The sequence below is a fragment of the Micromonospora terminaliae genome (genome assembly GCF_009671205.1).
GTDB classification, from domain to species: Bacteria; Actinomycetota; Actinomycetes; order Mycobacteriales; family Micromonosporaceae; genus Micromonospora; species Micromonospora terminaliae.
Window position 1 is genome coordinate 2,876,487 of record NZ_CP045309.1, and the last position, 19,697, is coordinate 2,896,183.

Sequence of the window (19,697 nt, forward strand, 5' to 3'; positions counted from 1 at the left end):
CGCCCCCGCCGGGGCGGCGCTCACCGCAGCGACGACCGGGCCACCGGGAAGTCGAAGTACGTGTCCGGGTACGGCTCGTCGACGTACCGGTAGTGCCACCACTCGCGGGGGTAGTTCTCGAAGCCCTGCGCGGTCATGAGCCGCTTCAGCAACTGCCGGTTGTCCCGGGCCGCCCCGGTGATCCGCGCGTCCGTGGTGTGCGCGCGGGGGTCGAAGCAGTCGAAGCCGGTGCCCATGTCGACGGAGTTGTCCGGGAAGCGCCGGCCGGCCGGGGCGGTGCAGGCGGTCAGCGGCTGGCCCGGCACGTACGCCGGCTGGTCGGGGGTGGGCACCGGGACCAGGGTCAGGTCCAGGGTGCTGCCCCGGCTGTGCGCGGTCGGCGCGCCGATGTAGCCGTCGGCGAACAGCCGGCTCTTCGGCTCGTCCGGGTAGAACTCGCCCTTCATCTGCTGCTCGCCGGGGAGCTTGGCCCAGGCGACGAACTCGTCCACCGCCCGCTGGGGGCGGTAGCAGTCGTACACCTTGAGGCTGCGGCCCTGCGCCAGGGCGGCGGCCTGCACCCGGTGCAGCGCCTCCGCCGCCCGGCGGGTGAGCAGGCAGAGCGGCTCGGCATAGCCGGTGATCGGCCGGCCGACGAAGTTGTGCGCGGTGGCGTACCGGATGTCGGTGCGGATGCCGGGGTCGACGGCGGCCAGGTCGACGACGTCGGCCGGGGCGCGGGGGCCGCCCGGAGTGGCCGACGGCGCGGGCGGCGGGGTGGCGGACGGCGCGGGGCGCGGGGCGGGCCGCTGGCAGCCGGCGGCGAGCGCCGTGGCCAGCACGGCCAGGGCCGTGGCCACCCGTGTCCCGGTCCCCACCCTGCCGTGTCTACCAGCATCGCTCCGGCCCGGGGCGGCATCGGCGGTTCAGGCGGCGAGCGCCGTGCGGAGGAAGTCGAGCGCCGCCACGTCGTCGTCGATGCCGCCCGCCTCGTGGCCGTTGTACCGCCACACCGCGAGTTCCTTCGCCCCGCGGTAGTCGTGGTAGGCGCCGTAGACGGTGGATGGCGGGACGATCTCGTCCATCAGCGCCACGGAGAAGCGGGCCGGCACGGTCGCCCGGCGGGCGAACGCGACCCCGTCGACGTAGCCGAGGGTGCGCAGCACCTGCTCCTCCCGGTCCCGGTGCACCGCCAGGTAGTCCCGGATCTCGCGGTAGGGCGCGGCGTCGGTGACGGTCACGGCGCGGGGGATGTCGCAGAGGAACGGCACGTACGCCACCGCCGCCCGCAGGTCGGGCACGAGGGCGGCGGCGGCCAGCGCGGCCCCGCCGCCCTGGCTGTGCCCCAGCACTGCCACCCGGGCCGGGTCGACGGCCGGCAGGAGGCGTGCCGCGTCGACGGCCCGGACCGCGTCGGTGAGGAAGCGGCGGTAGTAGTACCGGCGGGGGTCCTCGACGCCCCGGGTGGTCATCCCGGGGGCCTGCGGGCCGGCCCCGGCGATGTCCGGGGTGTCGCCCCGGCTCCAGCCCGACCCCTGGCCGCGGGTGTCCATCTGCAGGTGGGCGAACCCGGCGGCGGCCCAGAGCAGGTTCTCCAGCGGGTGGCCGCGCCCGCCGCCGTAGCCGACGTACTGCACGATCGCCGGGAGCGGCCCCGGCGCGTCCCGGGGCACCCGCAGCCACGCCTTGATCGGCTGGCCGGCGAAGCCGGGGAAGGTCACGTCGAAGACGTCCAGCCCGGCCAGCGGGGTGGCCACCGGGGTCACCCCGAGCGGGTCGCCGCAGGACCGGGCCTCGGTGAGGGTGTCGGCCCAGAACGCGTCGAAGTCCGGGGGCTCGCGCAGGTCGCTGCGGTGGGCGCGCAGTTGCGCCTCGGGCAGGTCGGTGAACACGCCTCACTCCCCCGTCACGGCGTGTCTGCTCATCGTCGGACCTTTCGGGGTGGGACGGCACGTACCGACAATCTTCCGGAACTGGCCTGCAAGTTCCCGGAACGGTAGGGCCGCCCCGTGCTGTCGTCAACCCCCGCCCGTACGGCAGGATGGCCGGGGGGACGGGCCCGCCGTCCAGGGTTCGCGGCCGGCACTTCCGGCCGGTGGAGGAGACACGGGTGAACACGGACGACGCGCCCAGGGTGACCATCACCGCGATCGCGCGGGAGGCCGGCGTCTCCGTGCCCACCGTCTCCCGGGTGCTCAACGGGCGCTCCGACGTCGCGCCAGGCACCCGCGAACGGGTCGAGGAACTGCTGCGCCACCACGGCTACCGGCGCCGGGGCAGCCGCACGGTACGCCGGGCGGAACTGGTCGACCTGGTCTTCAACGACCTGGACAGCCCGTGGGCCGTGGAGATCATCCGGGGCGTGGAGGACGTCGGTCACGCCGCCGGGGTGGGCACGGTGGTCTCGGCGATCCACAGCGAGTCGACCTCGACCCGGAAGTGGTTGCAGAACCTGCGGTCCCGCGCCTCGGACGGGGTCATCGTGGTGACCTCGCACCTGACCCCGCCCGTGCACGCCCAGCTGCGCCGGCTCAACGTGCCGGTGGTGGTGGTCGACCCCGCCACCGGGGTGCCGGGCACCGACGTGCCGGCGATCGGAGCGACCAACTGGGCCGGCGGCCTGGCCGCCACCGAGCACCTGCTGGAGCTGGGCCACCGCCGGATCGGCTTCGTGGCCGGCCCGACCCACCTGCTGTGCAGCCGCGCCCGGCTGGACGGCTACCGGGCCGCGCTGGAGGCGGCCGGTGTGCCGCTGGACGACCGGCTCGTGCAGCCCGGCGACTTCTACCACGCCTCCGGTTTCACCGCCGGCAGCCGGCTGCTCGACCTCGACGACCCGCCGACCGCGATCTTCGCGGCCAGCGACCAGATGGCCTTCGGGGTCTACGAGGCGGTCCGCCGCCGGGGCCTGCGGGTCGCCGACGACGTGAGCGTCGTCGGCTTCGACGACCTGCCGGAGGCCCGGTGGGCCTCCCCGCCGCTGACCACGGTGCGCCAGCCGCTCGTGGAGATGGGCCGGCTCGCCGCCCGCACGGTGCTGCGCCTGGCCCAGGGCGAGGAGACCGAGTCGCTCCGCGTCGAGCTGGCCACCGAACTGGTGGTACGGGACAGCAGCGCGCGCCCTGCCGCCGGCTAGCCGGAGCCCGCTCCGTCGTCGACCGGTTCGTCGGCACCGCCGGTCGCACCGGGCAGAGTCGCGGCGAGGGCGGCGGCGTGCCGGCGGCGCCGGGCCAGCAGCACCCCTCCCCCGGCCAGCAGCACCACCCCGACCGCGACGGACGGGCCGGCGCCCGGCCAGGCGCCGGTCCCCGAGGTGCCGGCGCCGCCGAGCCCCGCGCCCCCGGCGAGGGCCGACGCGGCCGCCGCCGGCGACGCGGTCGCCCGGTCCAGCTCGCCGGGGCCGACCAGCCGGCCGACCGCCGCGTCCCGCGGCAGGCCGAAGCCCCAGTCGAGCAGGGCGGCCCCCTGCTGCCAGCCACGCTGCCGGGGGATCTCCGCACCCAGCAGCGTCACCACGAGCCGCCGGCCGCCGCGCTCGGCCGCGCCCACGTACGTGTGCCGGGCCAGGTCGGTGAAGCCGGTCTTCCCGCCGATCGCGCCCGGGTAGTGGTCGAGCAGCATGTTGTCGTTCTGAATCTGGAAGGCCTTCTCCCGCAGCGCCGGCTGGGCCGGGACCTGCGCGGTCCGGGTGGCGGTGTAGCGGCGGAACGCCGGGTCGGCGAAGCAGGCCCGGGCGATCAGCGCCAGGTCGTACGCGCTGGTGAACTGCCCCGGACCGTCCAGGCCGGACGGCGTGACGGCGTGCGTCTGCAACGCGCCGAGCCGCCGGGCCTCCTCGTTCATCGCGCGGACGCCGCCGGCCTTCCCGTCCGGGCCGCCGCCCAGCCGGGCCAGCGCGTTGGCCGCCTCGTTGCCGGACTTCAGCAGCAGCCCCAGCCAGATCGTCTCGACGCGGTACCGGCCGCCCGCGGCCAGCCCCACGGCCGAGCTGCCCGGCTCGATGTCCAGGTCCTCGTCGGTGACCGTCACCTCGCGGTCCGGGTCCAGCCTCGGCAGCATGGTGGCGGCCAGCAGCAGCTTCTGCACGCTGGCCGGTACGCCGTACTCGTGCGGTCCGCAGCCGCCGAGCACCGCGCCGGTGTCGAGGTCGGCGACCACCCAGGAGGTCGCCGTCACCGCCGGCGGCGCGGGCGCGGCCGGCGGCAGGACCAGGCCGGTGGTGGCCAGGGCGGCGCCGCCGACGGCCCGCGCGGCCGGGCCGGCGGCGGGCGGCGGCTGCGGGGGCCGGGTCGCCGCCGGCGGCACGTTCGGGCAGGGCGGCGCCCCCGCCGGCAGCCCGCGGACGGACGCCCCAGTCCGGGTGCCCGCCGTCGCGGGCGTGGGCAGCATCGACGCCGGCACGAGCAGGGCGGCGGCCAGCGCGGCGAACGGTCCCCAGGTCCTCATGGCCGGAGGCTAGCCGCGCCGACCCGAACGGGTCGCCGCCTCGGCAATTCGCGTCACGCGGACAGCGGCGCGGGGTAGGCTTCCCGACCCGGCCGGAGGCGGTCGCCGACCTGCTGGCCGGGCGGCCGGGCCGTCCGACCGCCACCGGCACGGGGCTCGGCCTGGCCAGCCTGCGGGCGGTGGTCGGTGCGCTCGGCGGCCGGCTCATCATCGGCACCGCACCGGACGGGGGCGCACGGGTCGGGCTGCGGGTGCCCGAACCTGGCCCGGCACGCGGCGAACCGGTCCGTCCGGAGTCCGCCGGGCAGGCGGTCGCCTGACCCGTCACACGGCCCCACGGCGGACGAGCAGGCGCAACGCCGCGTACCCGGGCAGCACCGGCAGCCAGAACGTGGCGAGCCGGTAGACCAGCACCCCGGCGACGGCGGTGTTCACCGCAATGCCGTAGAGCAGCAGGCCGGAGACCAGGGCCGCCTCGGTGGCGCCCAACCCGCCGGGGGTCGGCGCGGCCGTCGACACCCCCTCCCCCACCACGCACACCAGCACCACGGGCGCGACCAGCGCCGGGTCGGCCGGCAGGCCGACGGCGAGCAGCGCCAGGTACAGCGCGGCCCCGTAGGCGAGCGTGAGCGCCACGCTGACGCTCAGCAGCGGCAGGATCCGGCCACCGCGGACCAGCGCGCGCAGGGCGTCCCGGGCCTGCCGCCGGGCCGCGCGCAGCCAGGCCCGCCACCGGGGTACGGCGAGGGCCACGGCGACGACCAGCAGCACCCCGAGCACGACCAGCCGCACCGTCAGGCCCCGCCCGGTGACCGCGTTCACGAGGTGTCGACGGGTGCCCCGGGCGAACGGCAGCAGGACCGGAAGCAGGAGCAGCACCCCGAGCACCCCGGCGGCCCGGTCCACGGCGACCGTGGTGGCCGCCGCCGGCACGGGCAGGCCCTGCTGGCGCAGGTAGCGGATGCTCAGCGCGGCGCCGCCGAGCGCGCCCGGCGCGAGCCGGTTGACGAACGAGGCGGCCACCTGGACCGCAACCGTCCGGCGGAGCGGCACCCGCCCGGCGGCGGCGAGCCGCAGCGCCATCGCGCTCAGCAGGTAGGTGGCGGCCGAGGCGAACAGCGTCCCGGCCACCGCGAGGGGATCGGCGTGGACCACCGCGTGCAGGGCGGCGCGTACCTGGCCGAGCTGCGGCAGCAGAAAGTGCACCAACAGGCCGAGCATGACGAGCAGGAACACGTCCCGGCGGGTGATCCGGACGACCCGGGCGAGGCGGTCGGGCCGGCCGGGGCAGCGGCGGGCGATCTCGTCGTGCAGGTCGTCGAGCACGCCGGGCCGGCGGTCGGCGAGCGCCCGGCCGGCGCGGGACAGCAGCGCGGGCTGGAGCCACGGCAGGCTGTCCGCCACCGCGCCGGCGCCGAGCTGCCCGACGGCGGCCGCCACCGCCGGTCGTACGCCCGCCAGCGTCGCCAGCGTGACCAGGAGTTCCACCAGGTCGCGTGCCTGCTGGTCGGCCGTGGCCTCGTCGGTGCCGAAGCCGAGGTCGACCAGCCACGCGGTGGAGTCCGCGGCCAGCACGTTGGCCGCCCGCAGGTCGCGGTGGGCCAGGCCGGCCCGGTGCAGGCGGGCCACCTGCCGGCAGACGTCGTCGAGCAGGTCCGGGCCGAGTTCGGCCGGGTCCAGCGCGTCCAGCGGCCGGCCCGGCACGAACTCCTGCACCAGCAGCGCGTCCCCGGCCGGGTCGGTGGCGGTGGTGACCAGGCGCGGCGTCCGCACCCCGGCCCGCTCGGCGCGCAGCAGGAGGTACGCCTCGTGCTCGTTCTTCTGCTTGGCGGTCACGTACGGCGGTTCGTCGGCGATCCCGCGGTAGCGCACCCGGCGGTAGAGCTTGTAGAGCCAGTCGGCGTCGCGCTGCCTGCCTCCGGTCACCTTCACGAAGAGGCACGTGCCGTCGTCGGTGGTGACCCGGAACGGCCGGGAGCCCCGGGCGTCGCCCCGGACCGGGGTCAACTCGACCGCCTCGATGCCACGGCCGAGGAGCACCTGCCGCAGGCGCCCCGCCGTGCCGCCCGGCCCCACGTCACCGACGATGATCCGGGTGAGGCTCGCCGTGAACCAGCCGATCAGGAACCCGCCCAGCACGTCGACCGGCAGGTGGGCGCCCACGTAGACCCGGGCCGCCCCGACGGCGGCCACCGCGAGCCAGGCGAGCGGGCGGACCCGCCGGGGCAGCACCGGGTCGAGGACCGCCACGAGCGCGGTCGCCACCGCCACGTGCCCGGACGGGTAGCCGTACCGCCCGGTGACGGCCTCGTGGAGCCGGATGTCGGCCAGGACGGCGGCCGGCCGGGCCCGGGCCACCAGGAGCTTGGCCAGCACGGCTCCCCAGTAGGCCAGGTTGCCGGCGAGCAGCAGGTCCCGGGCCAGCCGCCACTGCCGGGCCGCCGCCGCGACCGCCGCCGCGACCAGGACCGCCGGGTAGGCGCCGAGCTGCATGACCGACACCAGCACCGCGCCGGCCGGGCCGGGAACGTTGTTCACCAGCGTGAACAGGTCCCGCTCCCAGCGGCCCGGCGGCCGGTGCCGTGCCCAGGCGCTGACCAGCGCGAACAGTCCTCCGGACAGGAGCAGGCCGAGGACCGGCGCGGGTGACGGACGATGGGTCCGGTGCATCGCCGGCGTCAGCGGACGGCGGGCGGGCGACCGGCGGTCGAGCGCGCGACCGGGCCCGTCGTCCTGACGGCTGCCCCGGTGTCGCACATGTGACGACCATATGGTCGGCCGCGGCCGGAACGGGCGGCATCGCCGCGATCCGCCCCGTCGGGCGGACCCGGTCGCGGGTCAGGCGCGGCGGCGACCGGCCCTCCGGGACCGGCTCCGCCGGGCGGCAACCGCCGCCACCAGGCCGCCCACGGTGAGGGCGAGCAGGCCGGCCGTGGGCAGGATGACCTGCCAGTCGCCATCGGCCATCCGGCGCAGGGCGGTCCCGGCCGGCCCCCGCCAGGCCGGCGGCGGGGTCGGGTGGGCCGCGGCCGGGGACCCGCTGGGCGCGCCCGGCTCGGCGTCCGGCTCGCCGGGCTGGACCAGCCGGCCGACCGAGGCGTCCCGGGGCAGCGAGAAGCCCCAGTCGAGCAGCTGGGCGCCCTGCTGCCAGCCGCGCACCGGGCGGGCCTCGGCGCCGAGCAGGGTGACCACGAGCCGGCGGCCCCCGCGCTGGGCCGCGCCCACGAAGCTGTGCCGGGCCAGCTCGGTGAAGCCGGTCTTGCCGCCGAGGGCACCCGGGTAGCGGTGGATCAACTGGTTCTCGTTCTGGATCTGGAAGCCGCCCTTCTTCAGGGCGGGCTGGGCGGGGATCTGGGTCCGCTCGGTGAGCGCGTAGCGACGGAACCGCTCGTCGGCGAAGCAGGCGCGGGCGATCAGTGCCAGGTCGTACGCGCTGGTGAACTGCCCGGGACCGTCCAGCCCGGACGGCGTCACGGCGTGCGTCTGACGGGCGCCCAGCCGGCGCGCCTCGGCGTTCATCTGGTCGACGCCGGCGCGGGCACTGCCGGCGCCGAGCCGGGCCAGCATGTTCGCCGCGTCGTTGCCCGACTGCAGCAGCAGCCCCAGCCAGAGCGTCTCCACCGCGTAGCGACCGCCGACGAGCAGGCCGACGGCCGAGCTGCCCCGCTCGATGTCCAGGTCGGCCCGGGTCGCGACGGCCACCTGCTTCGGGTCGAGCCGGTTCAGCATGGTGGCGGCCAGCAGCAGCTTCTGGGTGCTCGCCGGGATGCCGTACTCGTGGGGACCGCAGGCGCCGAGCACGGCGCCCGTGTCGAGGTCGGCGACCAGCCAGGTGGTGGCCGTGACGGCCGGGGGCGCCGGGCTGCCGGGCGGCGTCACGAGGCCCGGCGTCGCCAGCCCGTCCCCGCCGACGGCCTGGTCCTCGGGCACGGACGGGGGCGGGGTGGGGCGCGGCGGCCGGGTCACCTTCGGGGCCGGCAGCCGCGGGCAGGGCACCGCGGCCGGGGCGGCGGCCACCGGCGGGGCGGCGTGCGCCGGGGTGGGCGCCCCGGCGACGAGCAGGGCGACGACGGTGGTGGCGGCCAGGACCCGTGCGCTCATGAGGAGGCACCCTACCGAGCGGCTCAACGGACGCGGCGCAGCCACCGGCGCTGCCACGGGGTTTCCACGGCTCGGCGGTGGTAACCCGCGCGGACCCAGGCCACCGCGGCCCCGGGAGCGAGCCCGTCCAGGACGGCCAGCGCGGCGAGGGCGGTGCCGGTCCGTCCGACGCCGCCGTGGCAGGCCACCTCGACCCGCTCCCCCGCGTACGCGCGGCGCCACGCCTTCCGCAGCGCGTCCAGCGCGTCGGCCCGGTCGAGCGGCAGCCAGAAGTCGGGCCAGCGGATCCGGCGGTACGGCCAGGCCGGCTCGGGTCCGGGCGCCAGCAGCAGGGCGAAGTCGGCGGGCGTGGCCGGCGCGGCGATCCGCCGCCCGCGTACGGCGGCGCCGCCGGGCAGCACCAGCAGGCCGGTCGGGTCCGTCCACGGCGGCGTCGGTTCCATCCGCACATTGTGCGGCGTGCGAGGAGTGGCAGGCGTGACGGTGCCCGCCGGACGTGGTCCGGCGGGCACCGTCACGAGCGGTCCGGGCGCTGCCCGGGAGGCGCAGGATCAGCGGGAACCGATCCCGAAGCGACCGCGCCGACGCCAGGCCAGGGAGAGCAGCACGAGCACCGCACCCGCACCCGCCAGGCCGCCGCCGAGCTTCACCGGCGTGCCGAGGCTGTCACCGGTCACCGGCAGGTTGCCGCCGCCCGGCCGGCCCGGCCGGTCCGGCCGCCGCTGGTAGACGACGCCCGTGGCGCGGTCCTCCTCCCCGCCCTGGCGGGCGATGAAGGTGTACCGCCCGGTCCGGGTGGGCTTGTAGGTGACGGTGAACGTGCCGTCGGCCGCGGCCGTCACGGTGAACTCGGTCGGCGCCGGCTGCGGCTGCTGGTAGGCCACCGCGCTCATCGCGACGGTGCTGCCGTCGCTGCGGCGGACCGTCCCCTGGGCGGGTGCCGCGTTGGGGTTGCCGCTGATCGTCACGTCGATCTCGACGGCCCCGGGCGCGAAGCCCGTGCCCCTGAGGGTGAAGGTCTCGCCGAGCGGGATGGCCGGTGGCGTGACGGTCAGCGACGCGTCACCCGGTGGGTACACGGGTGGCTGCGGCTGTGCCGCGCCGGCCGCGGTCGGCACGGCCGCCACGGCCAGGCCGACCGTGAGCGCCATGAAGATGCGGGATAGCCGCATGATGGATTCCCTCCTACTGATCACAGCTTGGTGCGGAAACAACGTGGGTGGTCCATGGGGTGACGGTGGGTGTGAGCACCAGCTCGGCCGTGCCGGCGCTCGTCTTGCCGGTGAGCAGGGTGACGTCGAGGGTCCGGGTACGCCCCGGCTTGGCCTCGACGTTCGCCACGGTCACCTGGCGGCTACCGGCGGTCCCGCTGCCCATCGCGGTGTCCCGCCCGTCCAGGCGGCCGCCGAGCACCGCCCCTCCGGTCGGCGTGTACACCGACACGAGGGTGCGGGCGGTGTACGGATCGCCGGAGAGCGCGAGGCCGGTGACCGACTTGGCCAGGCCCGACTTCGGGGCGGTGGAGTGGACCGTGACCCGTAGCCGCAGCTCCCGGCGCCCGTCCGGCTGGCAGTCGCCGACCGTCACGGTTGCCGAGAACCTCAGGTAGTAGCCGAGCTTCGCGCCGCTGCCGTCGTTGAGGAACACGCCGACGGTCGGCACGGTGTCCTTCTCGGGGAGCTTCCCGGCCAATCGGCTGTCGCCGAGGACGCTCTGCTCCGCGGGATGGGCACTCCAGAACAATATCCGACGTTCTGCAATAGAACGGTTGAAAACGGTCAAAAGCGCCCGAGGATTCACCGCCTTGGTGAAGAGCGCGTCGAACACCGCGGACGCGGCCTTCGCGAAGTACGCGTCCTGCTCCGCGTTGTCGAGCGTCCGGTAGGTGTCGCTGAGCAGGGTCCGGACCACCGTGCTGCCGGCGAGGCCCGGCCGGCCCGGCACGCTGACCGGCCCGATCACGCCGAGCAGGTACGACAGCACCAGCGGATCCACCGCGAGCACACCGTCCACCGTGGTGCCCGTGCGCCGGCGGACCATCTCCCGGTAGAGCGCCGCCGCGGTCGGGAAGTCCGGACTGAGGTTGACGTCCGCCGGGTACGTCCCGGGCAGGTCCTTCCACAGGCCCCGCATCTCCTGGCTCACCGGCAACGGCGGGGTGAACGACCGCAGGCTGCTCGCGCTGGCCTGGTCGGACATCCGGATCCGGCCGCCCTCGGCGCGCAGCACCGCGTGCGCGCCGAACATGCCACCGGTGGCGCGCAGCTCGGCCGGGTTCTGTGAGACGAGCAGGTAGCTGCGGGGACCGTCGGCGCCGAGGAGCGCCGGCAGCAGCCGGGCGCCCTGGTCGGCGGCCGAGGTGAGCTCGCCCAGCCGGTCCAGTTCGGACCGCAACCCGGAGACCGCGTCCCGGACCTGCCCCACGAGGTCGTCGGTGTCGACCGCGCGCAGTCGCTCCCCGGTCCGCCGCACCGCCCCGTCGGCCGCGGAGACCTCGGCCGAGACGGCACGCAGCCGGCCCAGGTCGAGCTTCCCCTCCTTCGGCACCAGCGAGGCGAGGTCGACCCGGAGCAGCGTGGGGAAGGCGAGCCGGGCCAGGTCGTCCACGGCCACCGCGATCTGGCGTACCGCGGCCAGGTCGTCGCCCGCGTACGGGGTGCGCTGGCCGAGCCACCAGCCCGGGTCGCCGGTGGCGCCGCGGGCCGCGGCGGCCTGTTCCTGGAGCGCCGCGAGGGTGCGTTGGGCCCGGGCCACGTCGCCGCCGACCACCTGGGTGCTCAGCTCCTTGGCCAGCCCGGCAGCGTTGAGCAGGTGCGCCCGGGCCTGCCAGCCGCGGAACCCGACCCAGCCGCCGGCGGCCAGCAGCACCGAGACGACGACCAGCCCGACGAGCAGGAACCGGCGTACGCGGACCCGGCTGCGGCGCCGGGAGCGCCGCCGCCGGTGGGGCGACCCACCGCTTTCCGTCACACCACTCTCCCGTGGCTCAAAAACCGGACACCAATGACGATTGATCGCTTTGTAGCACAAATTTCCATCGGTTCGCGGCGATATCAGGCACTTTGCTACCGCGTGGCGGTTTCGCGAGAGCCGCTCCGGTCAGCGGCGGGCACTCCCGGCCCGCGCCGCGACCTCGTGCAGCAACCCCTCGATCCGGTCGACACCGGCCCGCAGCGACATCTCCCGCAGGTAGGCGTCCCGGCCCCGGCGACCCATGTCGGCCCGGGCCGGGGGCGGGATCGCGGAGGCGAGCCAGAACCGGTCGGCCAGCGCGGCCCAGTCCTCCGGCGGGCAGGACAGCCCGGCCCGCGCCCGTTCCACCAGCGCGACCGTGTCCCCGCCGGCGGACGCCACCACCGGCGCCGCGCAGGAGAGCGCCGCCTGGAGCTTGCCCGGCACCATGCCCCGCAGCTCGGGCAGGTCACGCAGCATGACGAGCTGGTAGTCGGCCGCCGCGTACAGCTCCGGCATGTCCAACGGGGACCGCCGGTCGACGAACCGCACGTTGTCCGCCCGGAGCTCGGCGGCGAGCCCCCGCACCCGCCGCTCCTCGGCTCCCGAGCCGACCAGGACGAGGTCCAGCCGGTCGTCCAGCGCGGCCGCCGCGCGCACCGCGGTCTCCAGCCCCTGGCGTACGCCGATCGTGCCCGCGTGCATCACCACGCAGCGGCCGTCCCGGCGGATCAGCGTCCGGGCCGCCCGGCTGGGCTCGGTCGGGCGGAAGATCCGCTCGTCGGTCCAGTTCAGCACCACCCGCACCCGTTCCGGGTCGGCGCCCCCGGCCACGACCAGGTCCCGCATGGAGGGCGCGGTGACCGCGACGGCGCCCGCCTCCTGGTAGATCCGGCGCAGGGTGGCGTCCAGCCGGCCCGACCACCGGCGCGTCTCGCCGGTCCGGGACGGCTCCTCCTCCGGCCAGACGTCCTGCACGTGCAGCACGCTCGGCACCCGGCCGAGCAGCCGCAGCAGGCCGGCCGCCGCGAAGGTGACCGCGGGGAGCTGGAAGACGTAGAGGGCGTCGACGTCACCGAGGTAGCGCCGGCCGGTCAGCGCCACGCTGCCCGCGAAGGACAGCCAGCTCGCCATCCGCGACCGCGCCGAGCCGTCGCCGGCCGGGTACCGGGGCACCCGGCGGACGGTCAGCCGCTCGCTGCGCGTCTGGTGCCGCCAGCGCTGCCGCCAGCCCGGGTAGACGTGCCCGCCGGGATAGTCGGGGAAGCCGGTGAGGACGCGCACCTCGTGGCCGCGGGCGGCCAGCTCCTCGGCCAGGCTGCCCGGGATGAACGCGGGCTCGGGCGGGAAGTGGTACGACAGGAGGCCGATCTTCATGCCCGTGCCCCCGGCGGGGCTTCCCGGCGCGCGGGTACCGGCACCCCGTAGGATGCCGACATCCCCTCTGCGTCCGGCCGCGACCGCCGGAACACCGCCGTCGCGGCACCCCCTCCCGCGACCGTGCCGACGAGAGGGGTGCAGATGGTCGACGGGGTGCTCTTCGTCTGCCACGCCAACATGTGCCGGTCCCCGATGGCGGAGTTCATCGCCCGCCGGCTGCTGCGCGACCTGCCGGTCGCGGTGACCAGCGCGGGCACCGACGCTCTCGACGGGGCCGCCATGCACCCGTACGCGGTCGAGGTCGCCGCCGGGACCGGCGTGGACCCGGCGGCGTTCCGCACCCGCCGGCTCCGCCCCGAGCACCTGACCCGGGCCGCCCTGGTGCTGACCGCGACCCGGCGGCAGCGCTCGGTCTGCACGGCGATGGCCCCGGCCGCGCTGCCCCGGACGTTCACGCTCCGCCAGTTCGCCCGGCTGGCCGCCGCCGCCACGGCCGAGGCGGCGGAGGCGACCGAGCCGATCGAGGCGGCCCCCACGGCAGCGGATTCCCCGTTGCGGGCCGCCGTGGTGGCGGCCGTCCGCGCCCGGGGGCGGCTGCAACCCGCCACCCGGGATGCGGACGACCTGCGCGACCCGATCGGCGGCTCGCCCGCCGACTTCCGGCGTTGCGCCGAGGAGATCGAGCGGTCGATCCGGCCGGTGCTCGCGCTCATCGGGACAGCCGGGTGAGTTCCTGGGTGTGGTCGCCCACGGGCACCTTCTCCCCGCGCCGGGCCACCCCGGCCCGGTCGGTGGGCACGGACGGCCCGGCGGCCGGCACGGCCACCTTGTACGCCTCGTACTGGTAGGCGTCGGCCTTGGCCACCTTGGCCATGTTCAGCACGCAGCCGAGCAGGCGCACCGATACCGAGTGCAGGGCGTGGGCCGCGGCGGCCACCTGGCTGCGCGAGGTCCGCCCCTGCTGGGTGACCAGCAGCGCGCCGTCGGCCTGCACGGCGACCACCACACCGTCGGTGACCGCGAGCAGCGGCGCGGTGTCGATGACCACGATGTCGGCCGACTCGCGCAGCGCCACCAGCAGGTCCGCCATGGCCTTCGAGCCGAGCAGCTCGCTGGGGTTGGGCGGGGTGGCGCCGCTGGGCAGCACCAGCAGCGACTTGTCGCCCCACCGCTGCACCACGTCGCCGACCTGGACGTCGCCCACCAGCACGTCGGTGAGCCCCACTCCGCCGTCCAGGCCGAGGTAGTCGGCGACCTTCGGACGGCGCAGGTCGGCGTCGATGAGCAGCACCCGCCAGCCGGCCTCGGCCAGGGCGATGGCCGTGTTGCAGGCCATCGTGGTCTTCCCCTCGCCCTGGAGCGCGCTCGTGACCGCGATGACCCGGGCGGGCTCGTGCACGTCGACGAAGCGCAGGTTGGTCCGGAGCTTGCGGACCGCCTCGGCGCGCGGCGAGTTGGCCGCCTCGCCGACGATCAGCGGGGCCGACTTCGCCCCGGACTCGAACGGGATCTCGCCCAGCAGCGGGCTGCCGGTCACCCGCTGGAGCGCGGCCGCGTCGCGCATCCGGACGTCGGCCAGCCCGCGCAGCACGGCCAGCCCCGCACCGAGCAGCAGTCCCAGCAGGCCGCCGATGACCAGGTTCCGCACCGGCTGGGGCGAGACCGGGCTGGCGGTCACCCGGGGACCGCTGACCACCTCGAGCTTGATGGGCGGCGCCTTGCCGTCCACCGGGGTCTCCACCTTCTGCACCAGCTCGACGAACTTCGCCGACAGCGTCTCGGTGGTCTTCAGCGCCCGCGTCTGGTCGGTGTCGGTGACGGTCGCCTTCAGCAGCACGGTGCCGGCCTCGGTCGAGGTGGTGATCCGGCGCTGGACCTGGTCGGCGGTGAGCCCGAGCGGGGCCTCGGCGACGACGCTCTGCGCCAGCCGGTCGCTCGTGAGCAGGTCACCGTAGGACTTCACCCGCTGCTGGAGGAAGAGGCTGCCCTGGTAGGCGTCGGTGACGCCCTGGCTCGGCGTGGTGACGAAGAAGGTCACCGAGGCCTCGTACCGGGGCGCTGTCCGGACCGTCACCAGCGCCGCGGCGCCGACGGCGATCATCACCGTGACCAGCACGATCCACCAGTGGCGCCGGACCAGGCGCAGGTAGCCGAGAACGTCCATCACGCTCCCCCTCGCGACATGCCGGTCTGCCGATGAAACTGCACGAAAGCCCCCTAAGAACCCCAGTACGCGTGCCAGGATCAAATCGCCTATACATCACGGTAAGCGACTCTACGAATGTAAACGATCAGAACCGCACAGACGGTCTAAATACGTCCATGCCAGACCGGTATCCGGGCGGTCCACCCTGTTAACGCCGGATCCGGCCGTGTGGTGCGGGCGGGCGGCCGGCCGGATAGGGTCGGAACCGGTGTGCCGGGAAGTCTGGTCGGCGACGACTCCGCCGACCCCTGCTCCCGGAACGGACACCGCATGACCGACCGCCGCCCGCCGTTCCCCCGCCTGCTGTCCCGCCGGTCCTGGCCGGAGGCCCGGTTCCTGGCCGACGTGCTGCGCGCCGAGACCGTCGGTGGCGGGCTGCTCCTGCTCGGCGCGCTGATCGCCCTGCTCTGGGCCAACTCGCCGTGGCGGGCCGCGTACGCCGACCTGGGCGACCTGGTGCCGTGGCCGGGCGGCGCCGCGCTGCACCTGGACCTGAGCCTCGCCGCCTGGGCCGCCGACGGCCTGCTGGCGATCTTCTTCTTCGTGGCCGGCCTGGAGCTCAAGCGGGAGTTCACCGCCGGCGACCTGCGGGACCCGCGCCGGGCGGCACTGCCGGTGGTGGCCGCGCTGGGCGGCATGGTGATGCCGGCGCTGGTCTACGTCACGGTGACGCTCAGCGCCGGCGGGGCGGGGCTGCGCGGCTGGGCGATCCCCACCGCCACCGACATCGCCTTCGCGCTCGCCGTGCTGGCCGTGGTCAGCTCACACCTGCCGCAGGGGCTGCGGGCCTTCCTGCTCACGCTCGCCGTGGTCGACGACCTCTTCGCGATCGTCATCATCGCGGTCTTCTACACGAGCGACCTGCAACCGCTGCCGCTGCTCGCCGCGGCGCTGCCGATCGCCGCGTTCGCCCTTCTCGTCCGGCGCCGGCACACCTGGTGGTGGGTGCTGCTCCCGCTCGCGGCGACCGCCTGGGCGCTGGTGCACGCCTCCGGCGTGCACGCCACGGTGGCCGGGGTGCTGCTCGGCTTCACGGTGCCGGTACGCCCGGCCGGCGGTCCGGGGCCGGGGCTCGCCGAGCGGCTGGAGCACCGGTGGCGGCCCGTCTCGGCGGGCCTCGCGGTGCCCGTCTTCGCGTTCTTCGCCGCCGGGGTGTCCCTGGTCGACGTCGACCTGGGCGCCGTCCTCAGCGACCCCGTGGTGCTCGGCGTGGCCGCCGGGCTGGTGCTCGGCAAGGCGGTCGGGGTGTTCGGCTCGACGTTCCTGCTGGCCCGGTTCACCCGGGCCGAGCTGGACGAGGAGATCACCTGGGCGGACCTGGCGGGGTTGTCCCTGCTGGCCGGCATCGGGTTCACCGTGTCGCTGCTCATCGGCGAGCTGGCGTTCGGCCCGGGCAGCCCGGAGGACGAGCGGGTGAAGGCGGCCGTGCTGCTCGGCTCGCTGGTCTCCGCCGGGCTGGCCTCGACGGTGCTGATCCGGCGCAACCGGGTCTACCGGCGGATCAGCGAGCGGGAGAGCCGGGACGCCGACGGCGACGGCATCCCGGACGTCTACCAGGAGCGGCGCTCCTAGCCGGCGCGGCTCCCGCGCCGGCCGCCACCCGGCGGCCGGCGCCCGGCGGTTCAGCGGCGGCGGTCGGCCGTGCGCTCCTCGCCGCGCTCCTCGGTCTCCTCCTCCAGCGCGTCGGCGACCGGCTCGGTGAGGTCGTCGCCCGGAACCGCGATCTCCTCGGCCCGGTCCTGCTCGTCGGGGCGCCCGCCGGCCGGCGGCTCCGGAGCCGTGGTCTCACCGGCGAAGCCGTACTCGTTGGGCTCGTCGTGCCTGCTCATGCGCGGGACCTCCCGGTCGTCCGGTTTCCTCTCGTGGCTCACGCTAGGCGGTGGTCGGCACCCGCCGTGGCGTCGCCCGGATGTTCATACCCCGCGGACGCGGTCCTCGATCATCCGCGGCCGGTTCCGCCGCCGGCACGTACGGCGGAACCGGCGGGCGGCCTCAGGTCAGCTCGGCGATCGCCTCGAAGACGAGCCAGAGACCGGAGATGGCGAAGAGCACGGCGGCGCCGTACCGGATGGCCTTCTCCGGCAGGTGCCGGCCGAGCAGGCGGCCCACCAGGATGGCCAGAGCGTCGGCGGCGACCATGCCGAGGGTCGAGCCGAGCCAGGTGCCGAACCAGCCGTACTTGGTGGCCAGGGTGATGGTGGCGAGCATGGTCTTGTCGCCCAGCTCGGCCAGGAAGAACGCCACGCCGACCGCCACGATGGCGTTGCGGCTGCTCTTCTCCGCCTTGCGCTTCTCCTCCTCGGTCAGCTTGTCGCCGCGCAGCGTCCACGCGCCGAAGCCGAGGAACGCCAGGCCGGCGATGAGGGAGATCCACCCGGTGGGCAGCGCCGCGTGGAGGCCGTAGCCGATGGCGACCGAGGCCAGGTGCACGACCGCGGTGGCGACGGTGATGCCGATGAGCACCGGCAGCGGGCGGAAGCGGGTGGCGAACGTCAGGGCCATGAGCTGGGACTTGTCGCCCAGCTCGGCGACGAAGATGACGCCGAAGCTGACCACCAGCGCGACGAGGAAACCGTCCATGTGAACCTTCCCGATCAAGCCGGGAGGAGGTACGGGGACGCCCTCGACCCGGCTGCGACAGCCTGAGTCGAAGGTCTCGCCCGCCCCGCATGACCGGGGCCGCGTGGCCGGATGCGGAACGCATCAGTATGTCGACCACGACATTGGGGGCTACTCCCCTTCGCGCCGCCCAGCCTATCCGATCACCACGGCGCGGGCCGCCGGGGGTGAACCGGGTCACCGGCGCGTCAGTCGGCGCGGGCCAGGCTGACCCCGAACAGCCCGTCCGGGTCGGTCCAGAACGCCTGCCGGACGAACCCGGCGGCGGCCAGCTCCCGGGCGATCCCGTCGGGCCGGAACTTGGCCGAGATCTCGGTGCGCAGGTCCTCGCCGGCGGCGAACCGGACGTCCAGGTCGAGCACGCGCACCCGGACCGGGCGCTCGGCCCGCAGCCGCATCTCGATCCACTCGTGCTCCGGGTCCCACACCGCCACGTGCCGGAACGCCGCCGGGTCGAAGTCCGCCCCCAGCTCGCGGTTGATGACCCGGAGCACGTTGCGGTTGAACTCGGCGGTCACCCCGGCCGCGTCGTCGTAGGCGGGGACGAGCACCGCGGGGTCCTTCACGAGGTCGGTGCCGACCAGCAGCCAGTCGCCGGCCTCCAGCGCCGCGCGCATCGAGGTGAGGAACTCGGCCCGCTCCACCGGCAGCAGGTTGCCGATGGTCCCGCCGAGGAACAGCACCAGCCGGCGGCCGCCGGTGGGCAGCCGGTCGAGGTGGCGGGTGAAGTCACCCACGATGCCGCGCACCCGCAGCCCCGGGTACGCGGCGGCGATCTGCTCGGTGGACCCGCGCAGCGCGCTGACCGAGACGTCCAGCGGCACGAAGCTGCCGAGGTCGCCGTGGCGGGTGAAGGCGTCCAGCAGCAGGCGGGTCTTCTCCGACGACCCCGAGCCCAGCTCGATGAGGGTCTTGGCGCCGGTCAGCGCGGCGATCTCGTCGGCGTGCGCGGCCAGCACCGCCCGCTCGGCCCGGGTCGGGTAGTACTCCGGCAGCCGGGTGATCTCCTCGAACAGCTCGCTGCCCCGCGCGTCGTAGAACCACTTCGGTGGCAGCCACTTGGGCGTCGCGGCCAGACCGACCCGGACGTCCTCCCGCAGGCCGCGGTCGAGGTCCTGCTCCTCCAGGTGGATCTCCAGTGGCTCAGCGCTCATCAGCAGTCCTTCCTGTTCCTACCGGTGTGGGAAAAGGGGTGTCAGGCGAGGGTCAGCTCCCGGGTGTCCAGTCCGCCGGCGGTGGCCACCACCAGCCGGCCGTCCGGCACCGGCCGCCAGCCGGGGTCGTCGTCGAAGGGCTCCGACGCCAGCAGCACCGAATCCGGGGTACGGCGTACCGACAGCGCGTGCCCGGCCACGCTGGCCACGACCGTGGCGCCGTCGGTGAGCAGCAGGTTCAGCCGCGACCCCGGGGCGGCGGCGGAGACCGCCGCGACGGTCTCGGCGAGGGCGTCGCCGGGCGCGGCCCCGGCCCGCAGCCGGTGCCGGACCAGCGCCCAGAGCAGCGCCGAGTCGGTCGGCACCTCCAGGGTGACCAGATCGCGGACCGGCAGCCCCGCGGCGAGCGGCACCAGGCTGTCCGGCCAGCCGCGGACCACCCCGTTGTGGCTGAACAGCCAGCGCCCCTCGGCGAACGGCGCGGCGGCCGTCTCGTGCAGCGGCATGCCGACCGTGGCGGAGCGGACGGCGGCCAGCACGGCCCCCGCGAGCGTCACACCGGCCAGCTCCGGCAGGGTGGTGTCGCTCCACATCGGCTGCGCCCGCCGGTAGCGGACCGGGTCGCCGTCGCCCGGGTACCAGCCGACTCCGAAGCCGTCGGCGTTGATCGTGCCGCCGCCCCGCATGTCGCGCGGCGCCCAGGACTGTCGCAGCAGCCCGTACGGCGGGTCGAAGAGCAGGCTGCGCAGGCTGACCGGCGGACCGAGGTACGCCAGGTGGCGGCACATCAGGTCGCACCGCCCGTCACGCCGCCGCGCCGCTTCGCGGCGTGGTGGCGTGACGCGCCTGCCCACTGAGCC

At 75.7% G+C, this 19,697-nt stretch carries 18 protein-coding genes; 4 read left to right on the top strand and 14 right to left on the bottom strand.

Going from position 1 to position 19,697, the window contains the following annotated elements:
- Positions 1-20: 20 nt before the first annotated feature.
- The gene (locus tag GCE86_RS12905; RefSeq protein ID WP_154227180.1) at positions 21-857 is read right to left on the bottom strand and encodes a M15 family metallopeptidase; all 837 of its coding nucleotides are present in this window, start codon (positions 855-857) and stop codon (positions 21-23) included.
- Between the two features lie 48 nt (positions 858-905).
- Complete coding sequence (locus GCE86_RS12910; RefSeq protein ID WP_154227181.1) at positions 906-1,871, bottom strand: acetylxylan esterase; 966 nt, start codon at positions 1,869-1,871, stop codon at positions 906-908.
- Between the two features lie 218 nt (positions 1,872-2,089).
- On the opposite strand from GCE86_RS12910, the gene GCE86_RS12915 reads away from it, so the two are divergent.
- Complete coding sequence (locus GCE86_RS12915; RefSeq protein WP_154227182.1) at positions 2,090-3,115, top strand: LacI family DNA-binding transcriptional regulator; 1,026 nt, start codon at positions 2,090-2,092, stop codon at positions 3,113-3,115.
- On the opposite strand, the gene GCE86_RS12920 is transcribed toward GCE86_RS12915, so the two are convergent.
- A complete protein-coding gene (locus GCE86_RS12920; protein ID WP_154227183.1) occupies positions 3,112-4,425 on the bottom strand; it encodes a D-alanyl-D-alanine carboxypeptidase family protein in 1,314 nt (437 codons plus the stop codon). The two genes, GCE86_RS12915 and GCE86_RS12920, sit on opposite strands and share 4 nt — an antisense overlap.
- A 179-nt stretch (positions 4,426-4,604) precedes the next feature.
- Between GCE86_RS12920 and GCE86_RS12925 the strand changes: the two genes are divergently transcribed.
- Positions 4,605-4,745 carry a hypothetical protein gene (locus GCE86_RS12925; protein ID WP_154227184.1) on the top strand — a complete coding sequence of 47 codons (141 nt, stop codon included), beginning with the start codon at positions 4,605-4,607 and terminating at the stop codon, positions 4,743-4,745.
- A 4-nt stretch (positions 4,746-4,749) separates the two neighbouring features.
- Here the strand turns inward: GCE86_RS12925 and GCE86_RS12930 are convergent, their stop codons facing one another.
- The 6 genes from GCE86_RS12930 to GCE86_RS12955 all read right to left on the bottom strand — a co-directional run bounded on the left by GCE86_RS12930 (position 4,750) and on the right by GCE86_RS12955 (position 12,855).
- Entirely contained in the window at positions 4,750-7,095 is a 2,346-nt protein-coding gene (locus tag GCE86_RS12930; protein WP_154227185.1) for a flippase-like domain-containing protein, read from the bottom strand.
- Positions 7,096-7,263: 168 nt separating this feature from the next.
- Complete coding sequence (locus GCE86_RS12935) at positions 7,264-8,526, bottom strand: D-alanyl-D-alanine carboxypeptidase family protein (RefSeq protein ID WP_154227186.1); 1,263 nt, start codon at positions 8,524-8,526, stop codon at positions 7,264-7,266.
- A gap of 23 nt (positions 8,527-8,549) precedes the next feature.
- The gene (locus GCE86_RS12940) at positions 8,550-8,969 is read right to left on the bottom strand and encodes a protein-tyrosine phosphatase family protein (protein ID WP_154227187.1); all 420 of its coding nucleotides are present in this window, start codon (positions 8,967-8,969) and stop codon (positions 8,550-8,552) included.
- A 108-nt stretch (positions 8,970-9,077) separates the two neighbouring features.
- Positions 9,078-9,698, bottom strand: a complete 621-nt coding sequence (locus GCE86_RS12945; protein WP_154227188.1) for a hypothetical protein — start codon at positions 9,696-9,698, stop codon at positions 9,078-9,080.
- Between the two features lie 13 nt (positions 9,699-9,711).
- Complete coding sequence (locus GCE86_RS12950) at positions 9,712-11,496, bottom strand: DUF4012 domain-containing protein (RefSeq protein WP_154227189.1); 1,785 nt, start codon at positions 11,494-11,496, stop codon at positions 9,712-9,714.
- Positions 11,497-11,625: 129 nt separating this feature from the next.
- Positions 11,626-12,855 (bottom strand): glycosyltransferase family 4 protein, encoded by a 1,230-nt coding sequence (locus GCE86_RS12955; protein ID WP_154227190.1) that lies wholly within the window; start codon positions 12,853-12,855, stop codon positions 11,626-11,628.
- Between the two features lie 144 nt (positions 12,856-12,999).
- On the opposite strand from GCE86_RS12955, the gene GCE86_RS12960 reads away from it, so the two are divergent.
- Positions 13,000-13,587, top strand: a complete 588-nt coding sequence (locus GCE86_RS12960; RefSeq protein ID WP_154230479.1) for an arsenate reductase/protein-tyrosine-phosphatase family protein — start codon at positions 13,000-13,002, stop codon at positions 13,585-13,587.
- Here the strand turns inward: GCE86_RS12960 and GCE86_RS12965 are convergent.
- Positions 13,568-15,022 carry a tyrosine-protein kinase domain-containing protein gene (locus GCE86_RS12965; RefSeq protein WP_154227191.1) on the bottom strand — a complete coding sequence of 485 codons (1,455 nt, stop codon included), beginning with the start codon at positions 15,020-15,022 and terminating at the stop codon, positions 13,568-13,570. The genes GCE86_RS12960 and GCE86_RS12965 overlap by 20 nt on opposite strands.
- Positions 15,023-15,334: 312 nt before the next feature.
- On the opposite strand from GCE86_RS12965, the gene nhaA reads away from it, so the two are divergent.
- On the top strand, positions 15,335-16,636 hold the full coding sequence (gene nhaA / locus GCE86_RS12970) for a Na+/H+ antiporter NhaA (RefSeq protein ID WP_154227192.1): 1,302 nt from the start codon (positions 15,335-15,337) through the stop codon (positions 16,634-16,636).
- Positions 16,637-16,686: 50 nt separating this feature from the next.
- Here the strand turns inward: nhaA and GCE86_RS12975 are convergent, their stop codons facing one another.
- From GCE86_RS12975 to egtC, 4 genes are all read right to left on the bottom strand, one after another.
- On the bottom strand, positions 16,687-16,893 hold the full coding sequence (locus GCE86_RS12975; protein ID WP_154227193.1) for a hypothetical protein: 207 nt from the start codon (positions 16,891-16,893) through the stop codon (positions 16,687-16,689).
- Between the two features lie 163 nt (positions 16,894-17,056).
- The gene (locus tag GCE86_RS12980) at positions 17,057-17,644 is read right to left on the bottom strand and encodes a TMEM165/GDT1 family protein (RefSeq protein ID WP_154227194.1); all 588 of its coding nucleotides are present in this window, start codon (positions 17,642-17,644) and stop codon (positions 17,057-17,059) included.
- Between the two features lie 227 nt (positions 17,645-17,871).
- Complete coding sequence (gene egtD, locus GCE86_RS12985) at positions 17,872-18,837, bottom strand: L-histidine N(alpha)-methyltransferase (RefSeq protein WP_154227195.1); 966 nt, start codon at positions 18,835-18,837, stop codon at positions 17,872-17,874.
- 41 nt (positions 18,838-18,878) lie between these two features.
- Positions 18,879-19,625 (bottom strand): ergothioneine biosynthesis protein EgtC, encoded by a 747-nt coding sequence (egtC, locus tag GCE86_RS12990; protein WP_154227196.1) that lies wholly within the window; start codon positions 19,623-19,625, stop codon positions 18,879-18,881.
- Between the last annotated feature and the right edge of the window lie 72 nt (positions 19,626-19,697).